15 protein-coding genes are annotated in these 17219 nt (G+C 66.0%); 8 read left to right on the plus strand and 7 right to left on the minus strand.

What is annotated here, in order from left to right:
• The 4 genes from GDN70_RS00515 to GDN70_RS00530 are packed head-to-tail and all read right to left on the minus strand — an operon-like array spanning position 1 to position 4055.
• The gene (locus GDN70_RS00515; protein ID WP_152102028.1) at positions 1 to 2364 is read right to left on the minus strand and encodes an ABC transporter permease; all 2364 of its coding nucleotides are present in this window, start codon (positions 2362 to 2364) and stop codon (positions 1 to 3) included.
• A gap of 5 nt (positions 2365 to 2369) precedes the next feature.
• Entirely contained in the window at positions 2370 to 3077 is a 708-nt protein-coding gene (locus tag GDN70_RS00520; RefSeq protein ID WP_028139802.1) for an ABC transporter ATP-binding protein, read from the minus strand.
• A 52-nt stretch (positions 3078 to 3129) separates the two neighbouring features.
• Positions 3130 to 3804 carry an isoprenylcysteine carboxylmethyltransferase family protein gene (locus GDN70_RS00525; RefSeq protein ID WP_038950711.1) on the minus strand — a complete coding sequence of 225 codons (675 nt, stop codon included), beginning with the start codon at positions 3802 to 3804 and terminating at the stop codon, positions 3130 to 3132.
• Positions 3804 to 4055, minus strand: a complete 252-nt coding sequence (locus GDN70_RS00530; RefSeq protein WP_028139800.1) for a DUF2933 domain-containing protein — start codon at positions 4053 to 4055, stop codon at positions 3804 to 3806. Before GDN70_RS00530 ends, GDN70_RS00525 begins: the two co-directional genes overlap by 1 nt.
• Positions 4056 to 4235: 180 nt before the next feature.
• Between GDN70_RS00530 and GDN70_RS00535 the strand changes: the two genes are divergently transcribed.
• Complete coding sequence (locus GDN70_RS00535) at positions 4236 to 4484, plus strand: hypothetical protein (RefSeq protein ID WP_028139799.1); 249 nt, start codon at positions 4236 to 4238, stop codon at positions 4482 to 4484.
• Between the two features lie 157 nt (positions 4485 to 4641).
• Here the strand turns inward: GDN70_RS00535 and GDN70_RS00540 are convergent, their stop codons facing one another.
• Positions 4642 to 5388 carry a hypothetical protein gene (locus tag GDN70_RS00540; protein WP_152102029.1) on the minus strand — a complete coding sequence of 249 codons (747 nt, stop codon included), beginning with the start codon at positions 5386 to 5388 and terminating at the stop codon, positions 4642 to 4644.
• Between the two features lie 194 nt (positions 5389 to 5582).
• On the opposite strand from GDN70_RS00540, the gene GDN70_RS00545 reads away from it, so the two are divergent.
• On the plus strand, positions 5583 to 6734 hold the full coding sequence (locus GDN70_RS00545; RefSeq protein ID WP_152102030.1) for an acyl-CoA dehydrogenase family protein: 1152 nt from the start codon (positions 5583 to 5585) through the stop codon (positions 6732 to 6734).
• A 59-nt stretch (positions 6735 to 6793) separates the two neighbouring features.
• On the opposite strand, the gene GDN70_RS00550 is transcribed toward GDN70_RS00545, so the two are convergent.
• The gene (locus tag GDN70_RS00550; RefSeq protein ID WP_038950708.1) at positions 6794 to 8962 is read right to left on the minus strand and encodes a bifunctional diguanylate cyclase/phosphodiesterase; all 2169 of its coding nucleotides are present in this window, start codon (positions 8960 to 8962) and stop codon (positions 6794 to 6796) included.
• 559 nt (positions 8963 to 9521) lie between these two features.
• Between GDN70_RS00550 and mepA the strand changes: the two genes are divergently transcribed.
• The 5 genes from mepA (at position 9522) to modC (ending at position 13630) form a co-directional block, all read left to right on the plus strand.
• A complete protein-coding gene (gene mepA, locus GDN70_RS00555; RefSeq protein ID WP_028139795.1) occupies positions 9522 to 10466 on the plus strand; it encodes a penicillin-insensitive murein endopeptidase in 945 nt (314 codons plus the stop codon).
• Positions 10467 to 10772: 306 nt separating this feature from the next.
• Positions 10773 to 11276 (plus strand): hypothetical protein, encoded by a 504-nt coding sequence (locus GDN70_RS00560; protein WP_244625848.1) that lies wholly within the window; start codon positions 10773 to 10775, stop codon positions 11274 to 11276.
• A gap of 194 nt (positions 11277 to 11470) precedes the next feature.
• Positions 11471 to 12256: a molybdate ABC transporter substrate-binding protein gene (gene modA, locus GDN70_RS00565; RefSeq protein ID WP_038950706.1), complete on the plus strand. Its 786-nt coding sequence runs from the start codon at positions 11471 to 11473 to the stop codon at positions 12254 to 12256.
• Between the two features lie 13 nt (positions 12257 to 12269).
• Positions 12270 to 12965 carry a molybdate ABC transporter permease subunit gene (gene modB / locus GDN70_RS00570; protein ID WP_028139792.1) on the plus strand — a complete coding sequence of 232 codons (696 nt, stop codon included), beginning with the start codon at positions 12270 to 12272 and terminating at the stop codon, positions 12963 to 12965.
• A gap of 2 nt (positions 12966 to 12967) precedes the next feature.
• On the plus strand, positions 12968 to 13630 hold the full coding sequence (modC, locus tag GDN70_RS00575; protein WP_028139791.1) for a molybdenum ABC transporter ATP-binding protein: 663 nt from the start codon (positions 12968 to 12970) through the stop codon (positions 13628 to 13630).
• Between the two features lie 219 nt (positions 13631 to 13849).
• On the opposite strand, the gene GDN70_RS00580 is transcribed toward modC, so the two are convergent.
• On the minus strand, positions 13850 to 15643 hold the full coding sequence (locus GDN70_RS00580; RefSeq protein ID WP_028139790.1) for a potassium/proton antiporter: 1794 nt from the start codon (positions 15641 to 15643) through the stop codon (positions 13850 to 13852).
• A 206-nt stretch (positions 15644 to 15849) separates the two neighbouring features.
• Between GDN70_RS00580 and GDN70_RS00585 the strand changes: the two genes are divergently transcribed.
• The gene (locus tag GDN70_RS00585; RefSeq protein ID WP_038950705.1) at positions 15850 to 17166 is read left to right on the plus strand and encodes a mechanosensitive ion channel family protein; all 1317 of its coding nucleotides are present in this window, start codon (positions 15850 to 15852) and stop codon (positions 17164 to 17166) included.
• Positions 17167 to 17219: the final 53 nt, after the last annotated feature.

Here is a 17219-nt window from a genome sequence, read left to right on the forward strand (position 1 = left end):
CTAGTCTCGCGTCTTGAGGACCGCGACGAGGTCCAGTTTGTCGATGCGTTCGCGGATGACCGCGGCGGAGGCGATCGCGGCCAGGACCACGACGGAGGTCGCGGTGACATAGGTGGAATGCTCGACGACGAGGCGGACCCGCATCAGCTCGCCGGCCAGATTGGTCTTCATCACCCATGCGAGCCCGTAGCCCATCAGCCAGCCCGGCGGCTGGGCGATCAACGTCAGGATGGCGAGCTCGAGCAGGAGAATGCGCAGGACCTCGCCGCGCGTGAAGCCGAGCACGCGCAGGCTCGCCAGCTCGCGCGCCCGTTCGGACAGTGAGATTCGGGCGTTGTTGTAGACCACGCCGAACGCGATCACGGCGGCGAGACCGGTGTAGATGCTCGCCATCGTGGTGACGAGCAGTGCGACCGTCTTGCGGAAGTTCGCGAGCGAGACACGCTGCAGCGCCACGCCGCCAACCGTCGGCATGGACTTCACCGCCGCGTAGAAATCCTCCCTCCGGCTCTCGTCGAGGCTGAGGTTCACACTGCTCACGACCGGCGCTTCACGCATCAGCTTGCGGAGCGCCCCAATCTCCATCATTCCCCTGATGCCGAAATAATCCTCGACCGTCGCCACGACCGGCGTCGTGACCGTGCGACGGGCGCCCTCCAGCATATCGAGTTCGACGGTGTCACCGGCGCGGACGCCGAGGATCTGAGCTAGCATGCCGGACAGCGCAAGGCCCGTCTCGGGCAGCGCGACCGGATGAAGGTCGGCGCCGATGATACGCCGCAAGTCTGCATCGGCGGGCCGGCCGCTGATCATGATCCGGCGTTCGACGTTGCCGTGGCGAATCCGGACGGGCACCTCTCGGAACGGTTCGGCCGAGAGAACGCCCGGCAGTCGGCTCACCTGCTCCACCACGTTCGCGATGCGCTTCTCGGCAAAGCCGATGGTCGCATCCTGCCGGTCGGCGAGGAAGTAGGTTACGTCGATCAGGTGCTCCATCGAGTCGCGCGTGAACAACGAGACGACCAGGATGGCCGTGGCCAGCGCCATGCCAAGCGCCGTGAACACGGCGCGCGCAGGATGCCGCGCGATGTTACGTATCATCATGAGCGTCGGCTGCGATACGATCTGGTCGAGCTGAATGCTTGCCGGCAACAGCCGCCGATAGACCGGCGGCGCGGGCGGTTGCATTGCAACGGCCGGCGGCAGCTTGACCACGTCCCGCAGCGCCCGCAGAGCGCCGATGGCAGCGGCCGCCGCGCTGAGCGCGCCGGCGGTGACGTACAGATCCGGCGCCTTCGCGAATACCAGGAACGGAAAGTGGAAGAAGTCGCCGAACAGGGCGGTGACGCGCAATCCGAGCCAGGTGCCGGCGACGCCGCCCAGGAGAATTCCGGTCGCAACGATCAATGCCACGAACTTCAGATAATGCAGCACGACGCTGCGGTCCGAATAGCCGAGCGCCTTGAAGAGGCCGATCTGTTCGCGCTCGAGCGCGACCAGCCGGGTTAAAGTGAGGTTGACCAAGAACGCGGCCACCAGCAGAAAGATCGGTGGCAACGTGCGGCTCATGTTGTTGAGCATGTCGAGTTCATGATCGAGCCAGGCGTGCGAGGTCTGGTCCTTCCGGCCATGCGCCGCCTGCCCGCCATACGGGTCGAGCAACGCGTCGACCCGCGCGATCACGTCGCGCTCCGACGCCCCAGGCTGCAGCTTGACTGACACCGCCGAGAAAGCGCCATCGAGATCATAGACACTGGCGAGCGACTTCTCCGACATCCAGACGATGGCGTAGCGGCGATCGTCCGGCATCAGATCGCCAGGGCCGACGGTGTAGACGAATTCGGGTGACAACGCGGTGCCGACAATCACGAGTTCGCGCTTCTTGCCATTCAGGATGGCCGAGAACCGCGCCCCTTCCGAGAAGCCGTGAGCCCGGGCGAACGGCTCGTTGACGACCACCTCCTCCGTCCGTCCCGACTCCGGGAACCGTCCGGACCGCATGTAGAGCCGGTTCAGATGCGCTTCGCCGTTGTCGGGCAGCGAGACGAACTGCGCGCTAGCCGGCTCCGAGAAGCCGGGAATGTCCAGCAGCGCCGGCTTAGCGATACGAGCATCGACGGCGGCGACGCCGGGGATCTCGCCGATCCTACCGGTGAGCGCCTTGGGCGCGCGCTTCGCTTGAGCGAACACGTCGGCGAAGCCGTAACGTTCGTAGTATGCGATCCGGGTTTCCTCGAGTGAGCGATGGGAGCCGACCGCGAGCACCAGCGTCGCAACGCCGCCGCCGACGACCAGCGCGACGGCGAGCACCTGCGCCCAGAGCCTTCTGACGTCGCGAAACAGCTTGATATCGAGCACCGTCATGGCCGTCACCAGGTGAGCTCGGCGGCTTGCCGCCGTCTCTCGTTGTTCTGAATCCGGGAGATCCGGCCGTCAGCGAAGAACAGCACCCGGTCGGCAACCTCCTGAATGCTGGCGTTGTGCGTGATGATGATAGTGGTGGTGCCGAGCTGCCTGTTCACCCCGAGCAGCGCTTCGATGACCCGAATGCCGGTCTTCGAGTCCAGCGCCCCGGTCGGCTCGTCGCACAGCAGCACGGCCGGTCGCTTCGCGATGGCGCGGGCAATTGCGACGCGCTGCTGCTCGCCGCCGGAGAGCTGGGCGGGGAAGTGATGCATCCGCTCTTCCAGTCCAACCAGTGCGAGGGCCTCGTCGGGCCGCATCGGGTCCTGGGCGACTTCGGTCACCAGCGCAACGTTTTCATAGGCCGTAAGGCTCGGCACCAGATTGTAGAACTGGAAGACGAAGCCGATATGGTCCCGGCGATACCTGGTCAGTTCGCGATCTCCGAGATCCGTCAGGTCGAGATCGCGGAAGAACAGCCTGCCGCTGGTCGGGCGGTCGAGACCACCCATGATGTTGAGCAACGTGGTCTTGCCGCTGCCGGAGGGGCCGAGCAGCACGACCACTTCCCTCTCGGCGATTTCGAGGCCGACATCGTTGAGGGCGTGAACCATCACCTCGCCGGAGACGTAGGTCTTGGTCAGGGCTTTCGCGGTGAAGACAGGCTCGCTCATCGACGTCCTTTCGAGCCTCCATCGTCATCCGACGGAATCTTCCTCCCCAAAGTCAGCCGAGACGATAGCCGCCGGAAGAGCCGCGGCCGAACAGCCGACGGGGATGGGGTATGAAGGCCGGGACTTCCGAAGCGTACTTCGCGTAGGCCTCGCCGAATTCGGCCCGGGCGTCCCGCTCCTCGTCTCGCGCGAGCTTGACGTACATGACGGTCAGGACGGGAAACATCGCCAGCGTGAGGATGGTCGGCCACTGCAACAGGAAGCCGAACATCACCAGCACGAAGCCGACATATTGCGGATGCCGCACGTAGCTGTAGGGGCCGGACGTCGCGAGTCTTCGGGTCTGCTGCGCGTCGTACAGCACCCGCCAGGCGGCAGAGATCAGGATGAACCCCGCACCGATGAAGATGAAGCTCAGGACGTGGAACGGTCCCGCGTGCGGATTGGTTTTCCAGCCGAACATCATCTCAAGCAGGTGGCCGGCATCATGCGAGAACCAGTCGACATTCGGGTAGCGCGACTGCAGCCAGCCCGACAGGAAATAGATGGTGAGCGGGAAACCGTACATCTCGACGAACAGCGCAACCAGAAACGCGCTGAACGCGCCGAACGAGCGCCAGTCGCGGGGCGTCTGCGGCTTGAAGAAGCTGTAGGCGAACAGGATGAACACCGCCGAATTGACGATGACGAGGCTCCAGAGACCGTAAGCTGGCGCGGTGTCGTGCATCACGCGCTCCCTCGATCGTTCGGCCGGCCGCCATGATGGTGCCCGTGTCCGCCATGCATGAAGATATGCATCAACGGACAGGCGAGGAGCGGCAGCCAGACCAGGAGCCCGAGCACATGGGCCCGATGCTCGGTGAACAGGAGCGCGCCGCCGATGACCAGGAACCCCGCCAGGACCAGCCCGGCCTTCGCTTTGGTGGACATGCCCTCCTGCGGGCGTTCGCCATACCCGAAATGGTTTTGGACGGTCATGATACGCTCCAGCGATCGATACAGCATAGGAGCACCGCTGCCGTCATTGTTGACGCAGATCAACGGCTCATCGGTCCTGAGGGGCGGCCATGACCGCGCCAGGGTTCCGATTTGCGATTTCTCAAGATGGACTTTTCGCTGCAGCTTATCGTGAGGCTTCCGCAACCAGGGAGAACGATCATGATCACCAAGAAGCTTCTCGCCGCCGTCGGCGTGGTTTCCCTGCTGGCTGTTCCGGCAATGGCCGATAGCACCGACAAGGAAAAGAACGGTCATCACTACAGCGGTGGCCCCAAGACCGAAGTACCGCATCACATGGGCAAGAAGACAACAAGCGGCTCCTCGGCGAAGACCAGTTCGGGCGGTCATCATTACACGGGCGGACCGAACACCTCGTCGCCGCATCACATGGGCGACAAGACAAAGTGAATCTGTCTAGCGCCGGCGTGTAATGGTCTCAGGCTGGCTGCGACACCAGCCGCCGCCAGAGAGCTAACACAGGCGACACTTTATGGTCCGGATCGCTTTCGGAGCGCAGCCGGCGGACGAGGCCGCACCGCTGCCGCCGCGGGCCCGGGATCACCGATCAATTCACCGCTCGCAGCGCGGCCGTGAAGGCGGCGAGATCGGTTCGTGCCGTCTCGTCCGGTGCCCATCTCGGAAGGTCAGCAAGCTGCTCGATCACGCGGGCCCGATCCTGCGGCAGCAGGAAGCTCGCCCAGACCTCGCGCGTGTCGCGGATGGCGGCGGCGACCAGACGCGCGTTGGCGGATTTGCCCGCGCCCTGGATCGCCGCGCAGACGGTGCCCAGGATGAATTCGGCGGCGCTCCGGCGGAAGCCCGTAAATCCCTCCTGGCGGATGCGGGTGCGCTGCTCCGGCGCAAGGCTCGCCATGAACAGCTCGCCCGCAACCGCCTCGCGCGCCATTCCGCGGATGACGAAGTTCATCGCCGCCGCGTACTGATCGCCATAGTCGGTCATGTTGCGCTGAAGCGTCGCAAGATCGGGCTGCGCCCCCGGCTTCGAGCCATAGAGCGCGAACAGCTTGTAGGTCGCGTTGGCGGCGTCCATCCAGTCCATCAGCCAGCTCATGTCGCTCGCCTTCGCCGGCGGCAGCGCCCCCAGGGCCTCAACATCGAAGACGCGGCCGAGCAGCGCGGTGGTCTCCGGCCGGGTCAGGTCGGGTCGCTCCCCTTTTTTCGCAACGCCTTCGACGTAGACCCGGAACATCCGCGCGGCCTCGCCCGCGGCGGCGGCATCACGGGGCCCATCCTGCGCCAACGCCGGCGAAGCGAGCGCGAGCAGGACGATGAGGATTCTGACGATCGGCATGGGCAACCTCATCCGGCAAGATACGCGGTGCCGTTCGCGGCGATGGCGGTTGTTGGTCGCGAGGCGCGCCGCTGAGGTTCACAGCCGGGCCTTCTTGCGGCGGCGCGCGGGGATGGCCGCAGCTTGATCCTCCCCGTCAAATAGACCACCATCCCGTCCTCACCGCTCACGACAGAAGGGGCGAGGACACGCGAATGTCGGAGCTTCCCGGACCTGATCTCGTCGAACGTGCCCGCGCCATCGCGCCGCTGATCGCGCGCGAAGCGGACGAGATCGAGCGGACACGGCGGCTGACGCCTGTCGTCGTCTCTTCGTTGATCGAGAACGGGCTCTATCGCGCTCTTCTCCCGCAAAGCCTGGACGGAGCGGAAGTCCCCATCGAGATCTTCATGCAGATGCTGGAGGAGATCGCCAAGGCCGATGCCTCCACCGCATGGTGTCTCGGCCAGTGCAGCGTCTGCGCGATGATCGCGGCCTCGCTCGATCGCGATACCGCGCAGGAGATCTTCAACACCGCGCCTGGAATCCTGGCGTGGGGCGCGATCGCGCACGAGGCGCGTGCAGTCGCGGGCGGCTATCGCGTCACGGCGCGGTGGGATTTTGCCTCCGGCTCCCGGCAGGCGAGCTGGCTGGGGGCGCATGTGCGCATCCTCAGCGCTGACGGGGCGTCGCGCAAAAATGCCGATGGCTCGCCGGAGGTGCGGACCATTCTGTTTCCTGCCGCAAGCGCGACGCTGCACGACGTCTGGCAGGCGATCGGGCTCGCCGGCACCGGCACCGATTCCTACGAGGTGAGCGACCTCTTCATCCCCGAGCGCTTCACCGCGTTCCGCGACGTGCCGTCAGGCTTGCGCGAGACGGGGCCGCTCTACAGGATCGGCACCGGTTCTGCCTTCAGCCTCGGCTTTGCCGCGGTATCGCTCGGCGTGGCACGCGCGACGCTGGATGCAGCGATCGCACTGGCGCGCGAAAAGCGCCCCTCGCTGACGGCCGGCGCGATGCGCGACAACGGGGCGGTGCAGGGCCTGATCGGCCGCACCGAGGGCGATTTGCGCGCCGCGCGCGCCTATCTCTATGCGACCGCGACTGCGATGTGGCGCGACCTCTGTGCGACCGGCGAGTTCGGCGCAGCACACCGCAGCGCGGTGCGGCTCGCCGCGACCTGGACCATCCATCAATCAACAAAGGTGGTCGACACCGCCTATCACATGGCCGGCGCGACCGCGGTGTTTCGCAGCAACCCGTTCGAGCGCCGGTTTCGCGACATGCACGCCATCGCCCAGCAGATCCAGGCGCGCGATAGCCATTACGAGGATGTGGGAAAGGCGATCGTGGCGGGAGGTTGAAGGCCAATCGCAACGACGGTGAGCTCCCTCGCCCCGCCCTTCGCGGGGAGAGGTTAAGTTCACGCCACCAGCGCGGCATCCTCGTCTGCGCCATCGATGCCGCGCTGCGCGGCCAGCAGGCTGATGATCTCGGCGTTGGGCCGGGCCTTGCTGAACAGGAAGCCCTGGCCTTCGTCGCAGCCCTCGGTGCGCAGGCAGCTGAGCTCGGCTTCGGTCTCGACGCCCTCGGCCGTGATGGTGACCCCGAGGCCCTTGCCGAGGCTGACGATGGAGCGGATGATCGCCTGGGCCTCGCGGTTGGCCCCTAAATCGCGCACGAAGGACTGGTCGATCTTGATCTTGTCGAACGGAAAGCTGCGCAGATAGCTGAGGCTGGAATAGCCGGTGCCGAAATCATCCATCGAGATGCGCACCCCGAGCGCGCGCAAGGCATGCAGCGTCGCCAGCACCTGCGCGCTCTTCTCCAGCAGCAGCGTCTCGGTGATCTCGAGCTCGAGGCGGCGCGGCGGCAGGCCGGAATGCTTCAGCGCGTCCGTCACGATCGAAAGCAGATTACCGCTGCGGAACTGCAGCGGCGACAGATTGACCGCGACGCGGACGTCGTCCGGCCAGGTCGCGGCGTCCAGGCACGCCCGGCGCAGCATCAGCCCGCCGAGCGGATTGATCAGGCCGGTGTCCTCGGCGACCGGAATGAATTCGGCCGGCGAGATCATGCCGCGCTCGGCATGCGGCCAGCGCACCAGCGCCTCGAAGCCGGTGATGCGGCCGCTCTGCAGGTCGATCAGCGGCTGATAATAGGGGCGCAGCACGTCGTTCTGGATCGCATCGCGCAGCTCGACCTCGATCTTGCGGCGGCTCTGCGCTTTCGCGTCGAGCGCGGCCTCGAAGAAGGCGAAGGTGCCGCGCGCGTCCAGCTTGGCGCGCGACAGCGCCATGTCGGCGCTCTTGAGCAGCTTTTCGGAATCATCGCCGTCGCCCGGCGCCATCGCGATGCCGATCGAGGCGCCGATCACCACGGAATGGCCGTCGAGCAGATAGGGATCGGCGATCGCCGCAAGCAGACGTTTTGCCAGCATCACCGCGTCCTCGGGACGCGCCAGGCCGCTCTGCACGATCGCGAACTCGTCGGAATTGAGCCGCGCCAGCGCGTCTTCCTCGCGCAGCGTCGAGCGCAGCCGCTTGGCGACGCCGCGCAGGAGCTTGTCGCCGACAGCATGTCCGAGCGTGTCGTTGACCGACTTGAAACTGTCGAGCCCCAGCATCAGCAGCGCGACCTTGTCGGTGCTGCGCCGCGTGTGCAGCAGCATCTCGTCGACCTGCTGGCGCAACAGGCTGCGGTTGGGCAGGCCGGTCAACCCGTCGTGCTGGGCCATGAAGGCGAGCCGCGCCTCGGCGCGCTTGCGTTCGGTGATGTCCATCAGCGCGAGCAGCACCGCCGGCCGCTCGGCATAGGTCAATTCCCGGGAATAGATCGCAAGGTCGATCAGCGCACCGTCGGCCTTGACGTGCTTCCAGGTGCGGCCGGCCTGCTCCTCGCCGGTCGGGTCGGCGGTCCAGGGCGGCTCGCTGTCGAAGGCCTGCAGGGAGCGGATCTTCAGTCGCTCGAACTCGGCGCGGCTGTAGCCGTAATGCGCGACCGCTGCGTCGTTGACGCCGAGGATGCACTCGTCGTCCAGCGCGCAGACGATCATGGGCACGGGATTGCCGTCGAACAGCAGGCGGAACGAGGCCTCGCGCTGCTTCAGCTCGGTGATGTCGACGCGCAGGCCGACGACGCCGCCATCGTCGGTCAGGCGCTCGTCGATCAGGATGACGCGGCCGTCCGACAGCTTCTGCTCGTGGCGCGCGCCGGGCTGATAGAGCCTTTGCAGCCGCTCGGCGATCCACTCGTCCTCATGGCCGATGGCCTCGGGGTAATCGCCGCGGGCAACGCCGATGCGCAGCGTGTCTTCGAGACGCGCGCCCTCTTCGAACAGATCGGCGGTCTTGCTGTAGATCTCGGCGTATTTCTTGTTCCAGAGGACGTAGCGGCCCTCGGCATCGAGAAACACGATGCCCTGCGGCAGGATGTCGACGGCCTGGCGCAGACGCTCATGGGATTTGCGCGCGTCCGCGATCGCAGCTTCCGCCTCGGCGCGGCTGCGCAGGACTTCATCGCGTTCCGAAAGAGCTCGCGGCGCGCGCGCGAAGCGTGGCTTGCGCGGCGATTGGCCAGCCCGGGCAAGCACGCTTTGCTTTCGTTTCCTTGTTTTTCGAGACCCCAAACCCAACTTCACTCGTCCCAGTCGCGCCCTGTGGCCGCAAGTCTTTGGGCACAAGTCTTGGGGCAAGTGTCTGAAAAAAAAGTAATCTTGGGTGCCCGCGCCAGCCAAGGCTCCGACTTGCGAGCACCGAGAGCCCGGCTCTGGTGCCTGTTTACGAGGCGCAAGCAGGCCGAGTGGCGCACCAGACCTGCGTCTTGGTCGCAATCGAAGAGAGCGATGGTGCAAAAACGCGCGCTCTCCATGAATCAATTCCGGGCGCGGGTCCGATTGCATACGGGATGGAAACGAACTCGGTTCCGCGCACGAATTTTGGTCAATGCAGGATACGGTTATTGCACCATTAAGAATCCGGCTGGCCCCGCGAAAAAACTACGACTTTTGGACAACCTTGTTGGATATGACATCGTCATGCCCGGACGCGCCTTCGCGCGGGGGCTGCGGCCGTCAAGACGCCGTGAGGTCGTCCGCCGCAGCACAGCCCGATTCTTACCCCCGACGCCGTGTTGGGTTATAAGGGCTGCGCATGAGTCCCCGCCGCTTCGCCCCTCTCCTGCTCGTCATGACGCTCCTGGCCGCCGGCGGCGCGCTGGCCCAGGACAAGGGCAGCGTCAACCCGAAGCCGCTGCCGCCGCTCGCCAATCCCAACGACCCCGATCTCGCCGCCAAGGAGCTGTTCGCGCGCAAGCTGCTGCCGGCGAAGGGGGCGGCCCATGTCATCGGCTCCTACACCAAGGGCTGCATCGGCGGCGCGGAGCAGATGCCGCTCAACGGCGACAATTGGCAGGTGATGCGGCTGTCGCGCAACCGCAGCTATGGCCACCCCGAGATGATCGCGCTGATCAAGCGGCTCGCGGCCAAAGCGCGCAAGGACGCGGGATGGCCGGGCATCCTGGTCGGCGACATCGCCCAGCCGCGCGGCGGCCCGGCACTGTCGGGCCATGCCAGCCACCAGATCGGTCTCGATGCCGACATCTGGCTGACGCCGATGCCGGACCGCCGCCTCTCGCGCGAGGAGCGCGAGGACATGTCGGCTGTGATGATGGTGCGCCACGACCGGCTCGACGTCGATCCAAAAGTGTTCACACCTGGCCATGTGCTGGTGCTGCGCGACGCGGCGCGGGAGCCGGCGGTGCAGCGCATCTTCGTCAACGCCGCGATCAAGAAGGCGCTGTGCCGCGAGGCCAAGGGCGACCGCGCCTGGCTGTCGAAGATCCGGCCCTGGTGGGGCCACGACTACCACTTCCACATCCGCATGCACTGCCCGCCAGGCGCCGGCGAATGCGAGGGCCAGCCGTCACAGGCCGAGGACGAAGGCTGCAAGCCCGCCGATCTCGCTTATTGGTTCTCCGACGCGGTGCTGCACCCCAAGCCGCCGCCGGAGCCGCCAAAGCCGAAACCGCCGATGACGCTGGCGCAGATGCCGGCGGCGTGCAAAGCGGTGCTGCACGCGGCGGATGCGAAGCCGTAAGGTACGCTGTCGCCCCACCCACCACTGTCGTCCCGGGGCGCGAAGCGAGCCCGGGATCCATAACCACAGGCCGTAAGATTGTCACTCCGAGTCTTCGCCAAATGCAATCCTGTGGCTATGGATCCCGGGCTCGCGCTACGCGCGCCCCGGGATGACGAACTCGTTGGTTGGTTCGTGTCGCGACAATGCGCTACGGTCGCCTCGCCGCTCAGCCGTAAGCCGCGGCATCCCGGGACGCGCCTCCCTTATCAACAAGACCTGACCGCAAGCCTCGCACTGGTCGCGTGGCCAATGATGGGATTTCACATGCGCGTCCTCGCCTTCCTCGCTGCGCTCTCGTTCAGCGCAACCTCCGCCCTCGCCGCTGAAGAGCCCAGCGGCTGCGACAAGTTCAAATGGCCGATCGAGCGGGAGCGCACTGCGCTCACCGCGCCGGACCGCGCGACGCTCGCATCGGGCAGCGAGCAGGCGAGCTTGCCGTCCTCGGCCATCACGCTGGGGCTGGCGGCCTCAAGCGAGGCAAAACTGCCGACGCCGCCGGAGCGAGCGCCCAAGGACGGCACTTTTGCCGGCTTCACGAGCATCAAGTCCGCCAAGCCCGGGCTCTACACGATCAGCCTGTCCACCGGTGCCTGGATCGACGTGGTCCAGGATGGGCATGTCCTGAAGCCCTTGGCCTTCAGCGGCGCGACCGATTGCGGCGGCATTCGCAAGACCGTGAAATACGAGCTGTCGGCGCAGCCTTTCGTGCTCCAAATCAGCGGCGCCAAGGAGGATGCGGTCGCGATCGCGATCCTCCCGGTTCAATAGCGCTGTTTGCCGGACAAACGGCCACCCTTTGACCTGCGGCGCCAGCCTGCTATCTTCGCAATTGCGATATCCCTGCCGGCCGTAAGCCGCAGCCGGGCCCCGTGGAGCAGCGCTTCCACCCGTCGCGACCTGACCCACCAACGCCAGACCTGTGCGTGCATCTTGCGCGCGCGGACTCGCACGGAGCGCTCCCCATGTTACGTATTTCGGGGTTTTTCACCGCCCTCGTGATCCTCGCAAGCGCGAGCCTTTCGCCGGCCGCCGCCGAGGACAAGACCATCACCGTGTTCGCCGCGGCCTCGATGAAGAACGCGCTCGACGAGATCGACGCCGCCTACACCGCCAAGACCGGCGTCAAGTTCTCGGTCAGCTATGCCGCAAGCTCGGTGCTGGCGCGGCAGATCGAGCAGGGCGCGCCGGCCGATGTGTTCGTCTCCGCCGACACCGACTGGATGGATTACGCGATCTCCAGGAAGACCATCAACGAGCCCTCCAGAGTCAATCTGCTCGGCAACAGCATCGTGCTGATCGCACCGAAGGATTCCAAGATCGACAACGTCACCATCGCGCAAGGTTTCGACCTCGCCAAGCTCGCCGGCGACGGCAGGATCGCGACCGGCGACGTCAAGTCGGTGCCGGCAGGCAAATACGCCAAGGCCGCGCTCGAGAAGCTCGGCGCATGGCAGGCCGCAGAGCCGAAATTCGCGATGGCCGAGAGCGTGCGCGCCGCGCTGACGCTGGTGGCACGCGGCGAGGCCAACCTCGGCATCGTCTATGCCACCGACGCCAAGGTTGAGCCCGGCGTCAAGATCGTCGGCACCTTCCCTGCGGAGTCGCATCCCGCGATCGTCTATCCGGTCGCCGCGACCATGACGGCGAAGGACGGGACCAGCGGCTATCTCACCTTCCTGCGCTCCTCGGCCGCCAAGACCATTCTGGAAAAATACGGCTTCAAGTTCCTCGTCAGCCCGACAATCTGATATTCACCATTTGATGTTCGACATCTCTCCCGCCGAATGGACCGCGATCCTGCTCTCGCTCAGGGTCGCGATCATCGCAACGCTGGTCGCGACGCCATTCGGCGTCGCGCTGGCGTGGCTGCTGGCGCGGCGCGACTTCTGGGGCAAGTCGATGCTCGACGCGGTGGTGCACCTGCCGCTGGTGCTGCCGCCTGTCGTCACCGGCTATCTGCTCTTGCTGACGTTCGGCCGCCGCGGCCTCGTCGGCGGCTTCCTCGCCGAACATCTCGGCATCGTCTTCTCGTTCCGCTGGACCGGCGCGGCGCTGGCCTGCGGCGTGATGTCGTTTCCGCTGCTGGTGCGGCCGATGCGCCTGTCGATCGAGGCGATCGATCGCCGGCTCGAGCAGGCCGCCGAGACGCTCGGCGCCGCGCCCTGGAAAGTGTTCTTCACGGTGACGCTGCCGCTGGCCCTGCCGGGCGTGCTCGCCGGCATGGTGCTCGGCTTTGCCAAGGCGATCGGCGAGTTCGGCGCCACCATCACCTTCGTCTCCAACATTCCCGGCGAGACCCAGACGATTTCCTCGGCGATCTATTCGCTGATCCAGACGCCGGACGGTGACGCCGCGGCCGGCCGGCTCGTGATCGTCTCGATCGTGCTGGCGCTGGGCGCACTGATCGCCGCCGAATGGTTCGCTCGCCGCGCTACGCAGCGCCTGCACGGGAATTGACCATGCTGCGCGTCGATGTCGAAAAACAACTCGGTGAATTCTCGCTCTCCGCATCCTTCACCGGCGAAGGCCGCGTCATCGGCCTGTTCGGCGCCTCGGGCGCCGGCAAGACGTCACTGGTCAACATGATCGCGGGGCTGCTGCGGCCCGACCGCGGCACCATCGTGCTCGACGGCGAAACCGTCGACGACACCGCGGCCGGCATCCATGTCCCGGCCTGGCGCCGCCGCATCGGCTATGTGTTCCAGGATGCGCGGCTGTTCCCGCATCTCAACGTCGCGCAGAATCTCGACTATGGACGGCAGATGAACCGCTTGGCGCCGGATCCGGCGCAGCACAAGCGCGTCATCGACCTGCTCGATATCGGCACCCTGCTCGGCCGCCGCCCTGGAAAGCTCTCCGGCGGTGAGCGCCAGCGCGTCGCGCTCGGACGCGCGCTGCTCTCAAGGCCGCGCCTGCTGCTGCTCGACGAGCCGCTCGGCGCGCTCGACGAGGGCCGCAAGCTCGAGATCCTGCCCTATCTGGTGCGGCTGCGCGACGAGGCCAACGTGCCGATGGTCTATGTCAGCCACGACGCCGCCGAGCTGCGCCAGCTCGCGACGCAGATCGTGATGCTGAAACAGGGGCGGGTCACGAGTTTTGGCGGGGTGAAGGTGCTGGCATGAGGGGCATGCAGCGCTTGTTTGGGCTACGCTGGCGCAACACCCACCGCCGTCGTCCCGGCGAACGCCGGGACCCATACCGCGTGATCTGCCGAAGGATTGTGGTGCAAATACCGGCGAAGAAAGAGTAACTGCGAGCCTTCGCCAAATTCCTCCCTGTGGTTATGGGTCCCGGCGTTCGCCGGGACGACACGGGAGATTGTTGATCCGCCGGCAGCTCGCTTAGACCCCTGCCACCGACGTCCATACCTCCGCGAGCTTCTTTCGCAGCGCCTGTGCGCGCGTCAGCGGCGGTGGCGTCTCGTCTTCTTCCGGCAGGCGCAGGCCGACGACATTGACGCGGCCGCCGGAGATGCTGCGCGCGACCAGAACGATCTCGTCCAGCGGCAGCTCGGCGCCCTCTTTCGGGGCGCGGTCGAGATGGACGTCGAAATAATCGGCCAGCGTCAGCTTGCCCTCGTCCTCGCCGACCTTGACGCCGTAGATCTCGGCGAGTTCGGCCAATGTGTGCTCGCCGGAGACCATGAAGTCGCCGAGCAGATGCGGATCGGGCGCCGAGCCCGGCTGCATGTCGACGAAGAAGCGGTCGAGCGACTCGGCCTTTTCCGGCGGCGCCAGCAAATAGATGTAATCGCCGGGCGCGATCGGGTCGGCTTCCGTCGGTGTCAAAATGTTCTCGTTGCGGATCACCAGCGTCGGCTTGGACCAGGACGGGATCAGGCCGCGGCGGAAATACAGGCTCTTGGGCCGCACCGGATAGCCGACCAGCTGCTGCTCGAGCTGCCCGGGCAGATCCAGCTCGACACGGCGCGGACCGCGCTCGGCGCGCGGCAGAGCGACATGCAGCTTGCGCGCGGCGGGTGCCAACGTCCAGCCTTGCAGCAACAGCGAGATGATGACGACGACGAAGGCGACGTCGAAATAGAGATAGGCCTTGGACAGGCCGACCAGCATCGGGATCGAGGCCAGGAAGATCGCGACGGCACCGCGCAGGCCGGTCCAGGCGATGAAGATCTTTTCGCGCCAGTTGAAGCGGAACGGCGCCAGGCACACGAATACCGCGATCGGCCGCGCCACCAGCATCAGCACGAAGGCGACCCCGACCGCCGGCAGCACGCTGGCCCCTAACCGGCTCGGCGAGACCAGGAGGCCGAGCAGCACGAACATCACGATCTGCGCCAGCCAGGTCGCCGCATCGAGGAAAGCCACTACCGAATTGTGCGCGCGGGTCGGCCGGTTGCCGATGATGATGCCGGCCAGATAGACCGCGAGGAAGCCGGAGGCGTGCATGATCTGCGAGCCGCCGAAGATCACCAGCGCAGCCGTGGTCACGAACGGCGCGTGCAGGCCCTGCGGCAGCGCGACCTTGTTGAGCGCGATGACGACGAGCCGTCCGCCGAAGACGCCGACCAGGGCGCCCAGCACCGCCTCCTGGATGAACTCCATCGCCACGTGGCTTGCGGAGCTCGATCCCAGCGAGATGTATTCGACCAGCATCAAGGTGAGGAAGATCGCGAAAGGGTCGTTGGTGCCGGATTCGGCCTCCAGCGTCGCGCCGACGCGCGGGCGCAGACGCAGGCCCTGGGTGTGCACCAGCAGGAAGACGGCGGCGGCGTCGGTCGAGGCGACCACGGCGCCGACCAGCAGCGACTCCGTCCAGTTGAGGTCGAGCGCGTATTTAGCGAACGGCGCCGTAATCAGCGCGGTCAGGAGCACGCCGACGGTCGCGAGTACCACGGACGGCGCGAGCACGGTACGGATGCTGGCAAAGCGCGTCCGCAGGCCACCGTCGAACAGGATCAGGGCCAGCGCCACAGAGCCGACCAGATAGGTGGTGCGGACGTCGTCGAACTGGAGCCGGCCGGGGCCGGAATCGCCCGCGAGCATGCCGATCACAAGGAAGACGAGCAGCAAGGGCGCTCCGAAGCGCAGCGCAAGCAGGCTCGACAGGATACCGGCCATCACGAGGACGGAGCCGAGCAATATGGCGATGCTGACGGAGTCGAGAGAGGCCATCCACCTTCCGGTTCAAAACAGCTGGAAGGGCATCCATATCGTCGCGGCCCTGGCACGCCAACCCATTTCTCCCGCTCGCGGCAATCTGCCCGCATTTTACGGCCTTAACGCCCATCACATGCCGGTGTATCGATGGCCCGGCCGCGCCCTTTGTGGGATTCTGCGGCTCCCTCGAATCAATTCCTCCCCGCTTGCCGACGAGACCGATGGACATGGACCTCAAGGACTTCATGGAGTTCGTGCAGACCACCGCGCGCAGCGTCGGGGCGGAAATCTCCTCGCCCTGGTTCTACCTGCAATTCGGTCTCATCCTGGCCGCAGCCGGTATCGCCTATGCCGCGGAGACCGCGATCCGCAACCGGGTCGACATGACCGCGCTGACGATGCGCTGGCCGCTGCCGCTCCGGCACTTCGCCCGGGTGATGCTCTCCAGCGCCTCGACGGCAGTGTTCACTTTGCTCGTGATCGTCTCGCGCGTGGTGATGTACCACGCGACCTGGCCGAGCCGCTCCTATCTGCTGATGGTCGCCGCCAAGCTGGGCTTCGCCTGGCTCGTGATCCGGCTGGTGACCTCTGTGCTGCGCAATGCCTTCATCGTCCGCCTGGTGTCGATCACGGCGTGGCTTCTCGCCGCGCTCTCGATCCTCGGCCAGCTCGATACGACGGTCGACCTGCTCGATTCCTACGCGATCGTGCTCGGTGGTCTCAGGCTGACCCCGCTGCTGGTCCTCAAGGCCGGCGCGCTCCTGCTGATCGCGCTGTGGCTCACCAACATCGCGAGCAATTTTGCCGAGAGCCGGATCAACGCAACCACCGACCTGACGCCGTCGGTGCAGGTGCTGCTGGTCAAGATCATCCGCATCGGGCTTCTTGCCATCGCAATCGTCATTGCGCTCGGCGCGGTCGGCATCGACCTGTCGGCGCTCGCGGTGTTCTCCGGCGCGGTCGGCGTCGGCATCGGTATCGGCCTGCAGAAGATCGTGGCCAACTTCATCTCGGGCATCATCCTGCTCGCCGACAAGTCGGTGAAGCCCGGCGATCTCGTCACCATCGGCGACAATACCGGCCGCATCAGCGCGATGAAGACGCGTTATATTTCCGTCGCCGCCGGCGACGGCCGCGAGTTCCTGGTGCCGAACGAGGATCTGGTGACGCAGAAGGTCGTCAACTGGACCTATACCGACAAGAACACGCTGGTGAAGATCGCCTTCGGGACCAATTACGACGCCGACCCCCGCCTGGTCACCAAGCTCGCCGCCGAGACCGCCGCGGCCCATCCGCGCGCGACCAAGGGCAAGCCGCCGAACTCCATCCTGACCGAGTTCGCGGAAGCCGGGATGAAATTCTCGCTGACCTTCTGGATTGCGGACCCCGACGGCATGGACAACGTCAAGAGCGACGTGATGCTGGCACTGTGGGACGCTTTCAAGCGCGAGGGCATCCGGGTTCCCTACCCCGTCCGCGAAATCCGCGTCCGCGGCGGCGCGCTGCCGGTGGAAACCACCGTAGAAGTCCCGAATTAGGCCCGCTTTCGGGCGCAAGAGGCGGCAAGATCCTTGTTTTGACGCGTTTTCTT

It is taken from the genome of Bradyrhizobium sp. TM102, from assembly GCF_009176685.1.
Lineage (GTDB): Bacteria > Pseudomonadota > Alphaproteobacteria > Rhizobiales > Xanthobacteraceae > Bradyrhizobium > Bradyrhizobium ottawaense.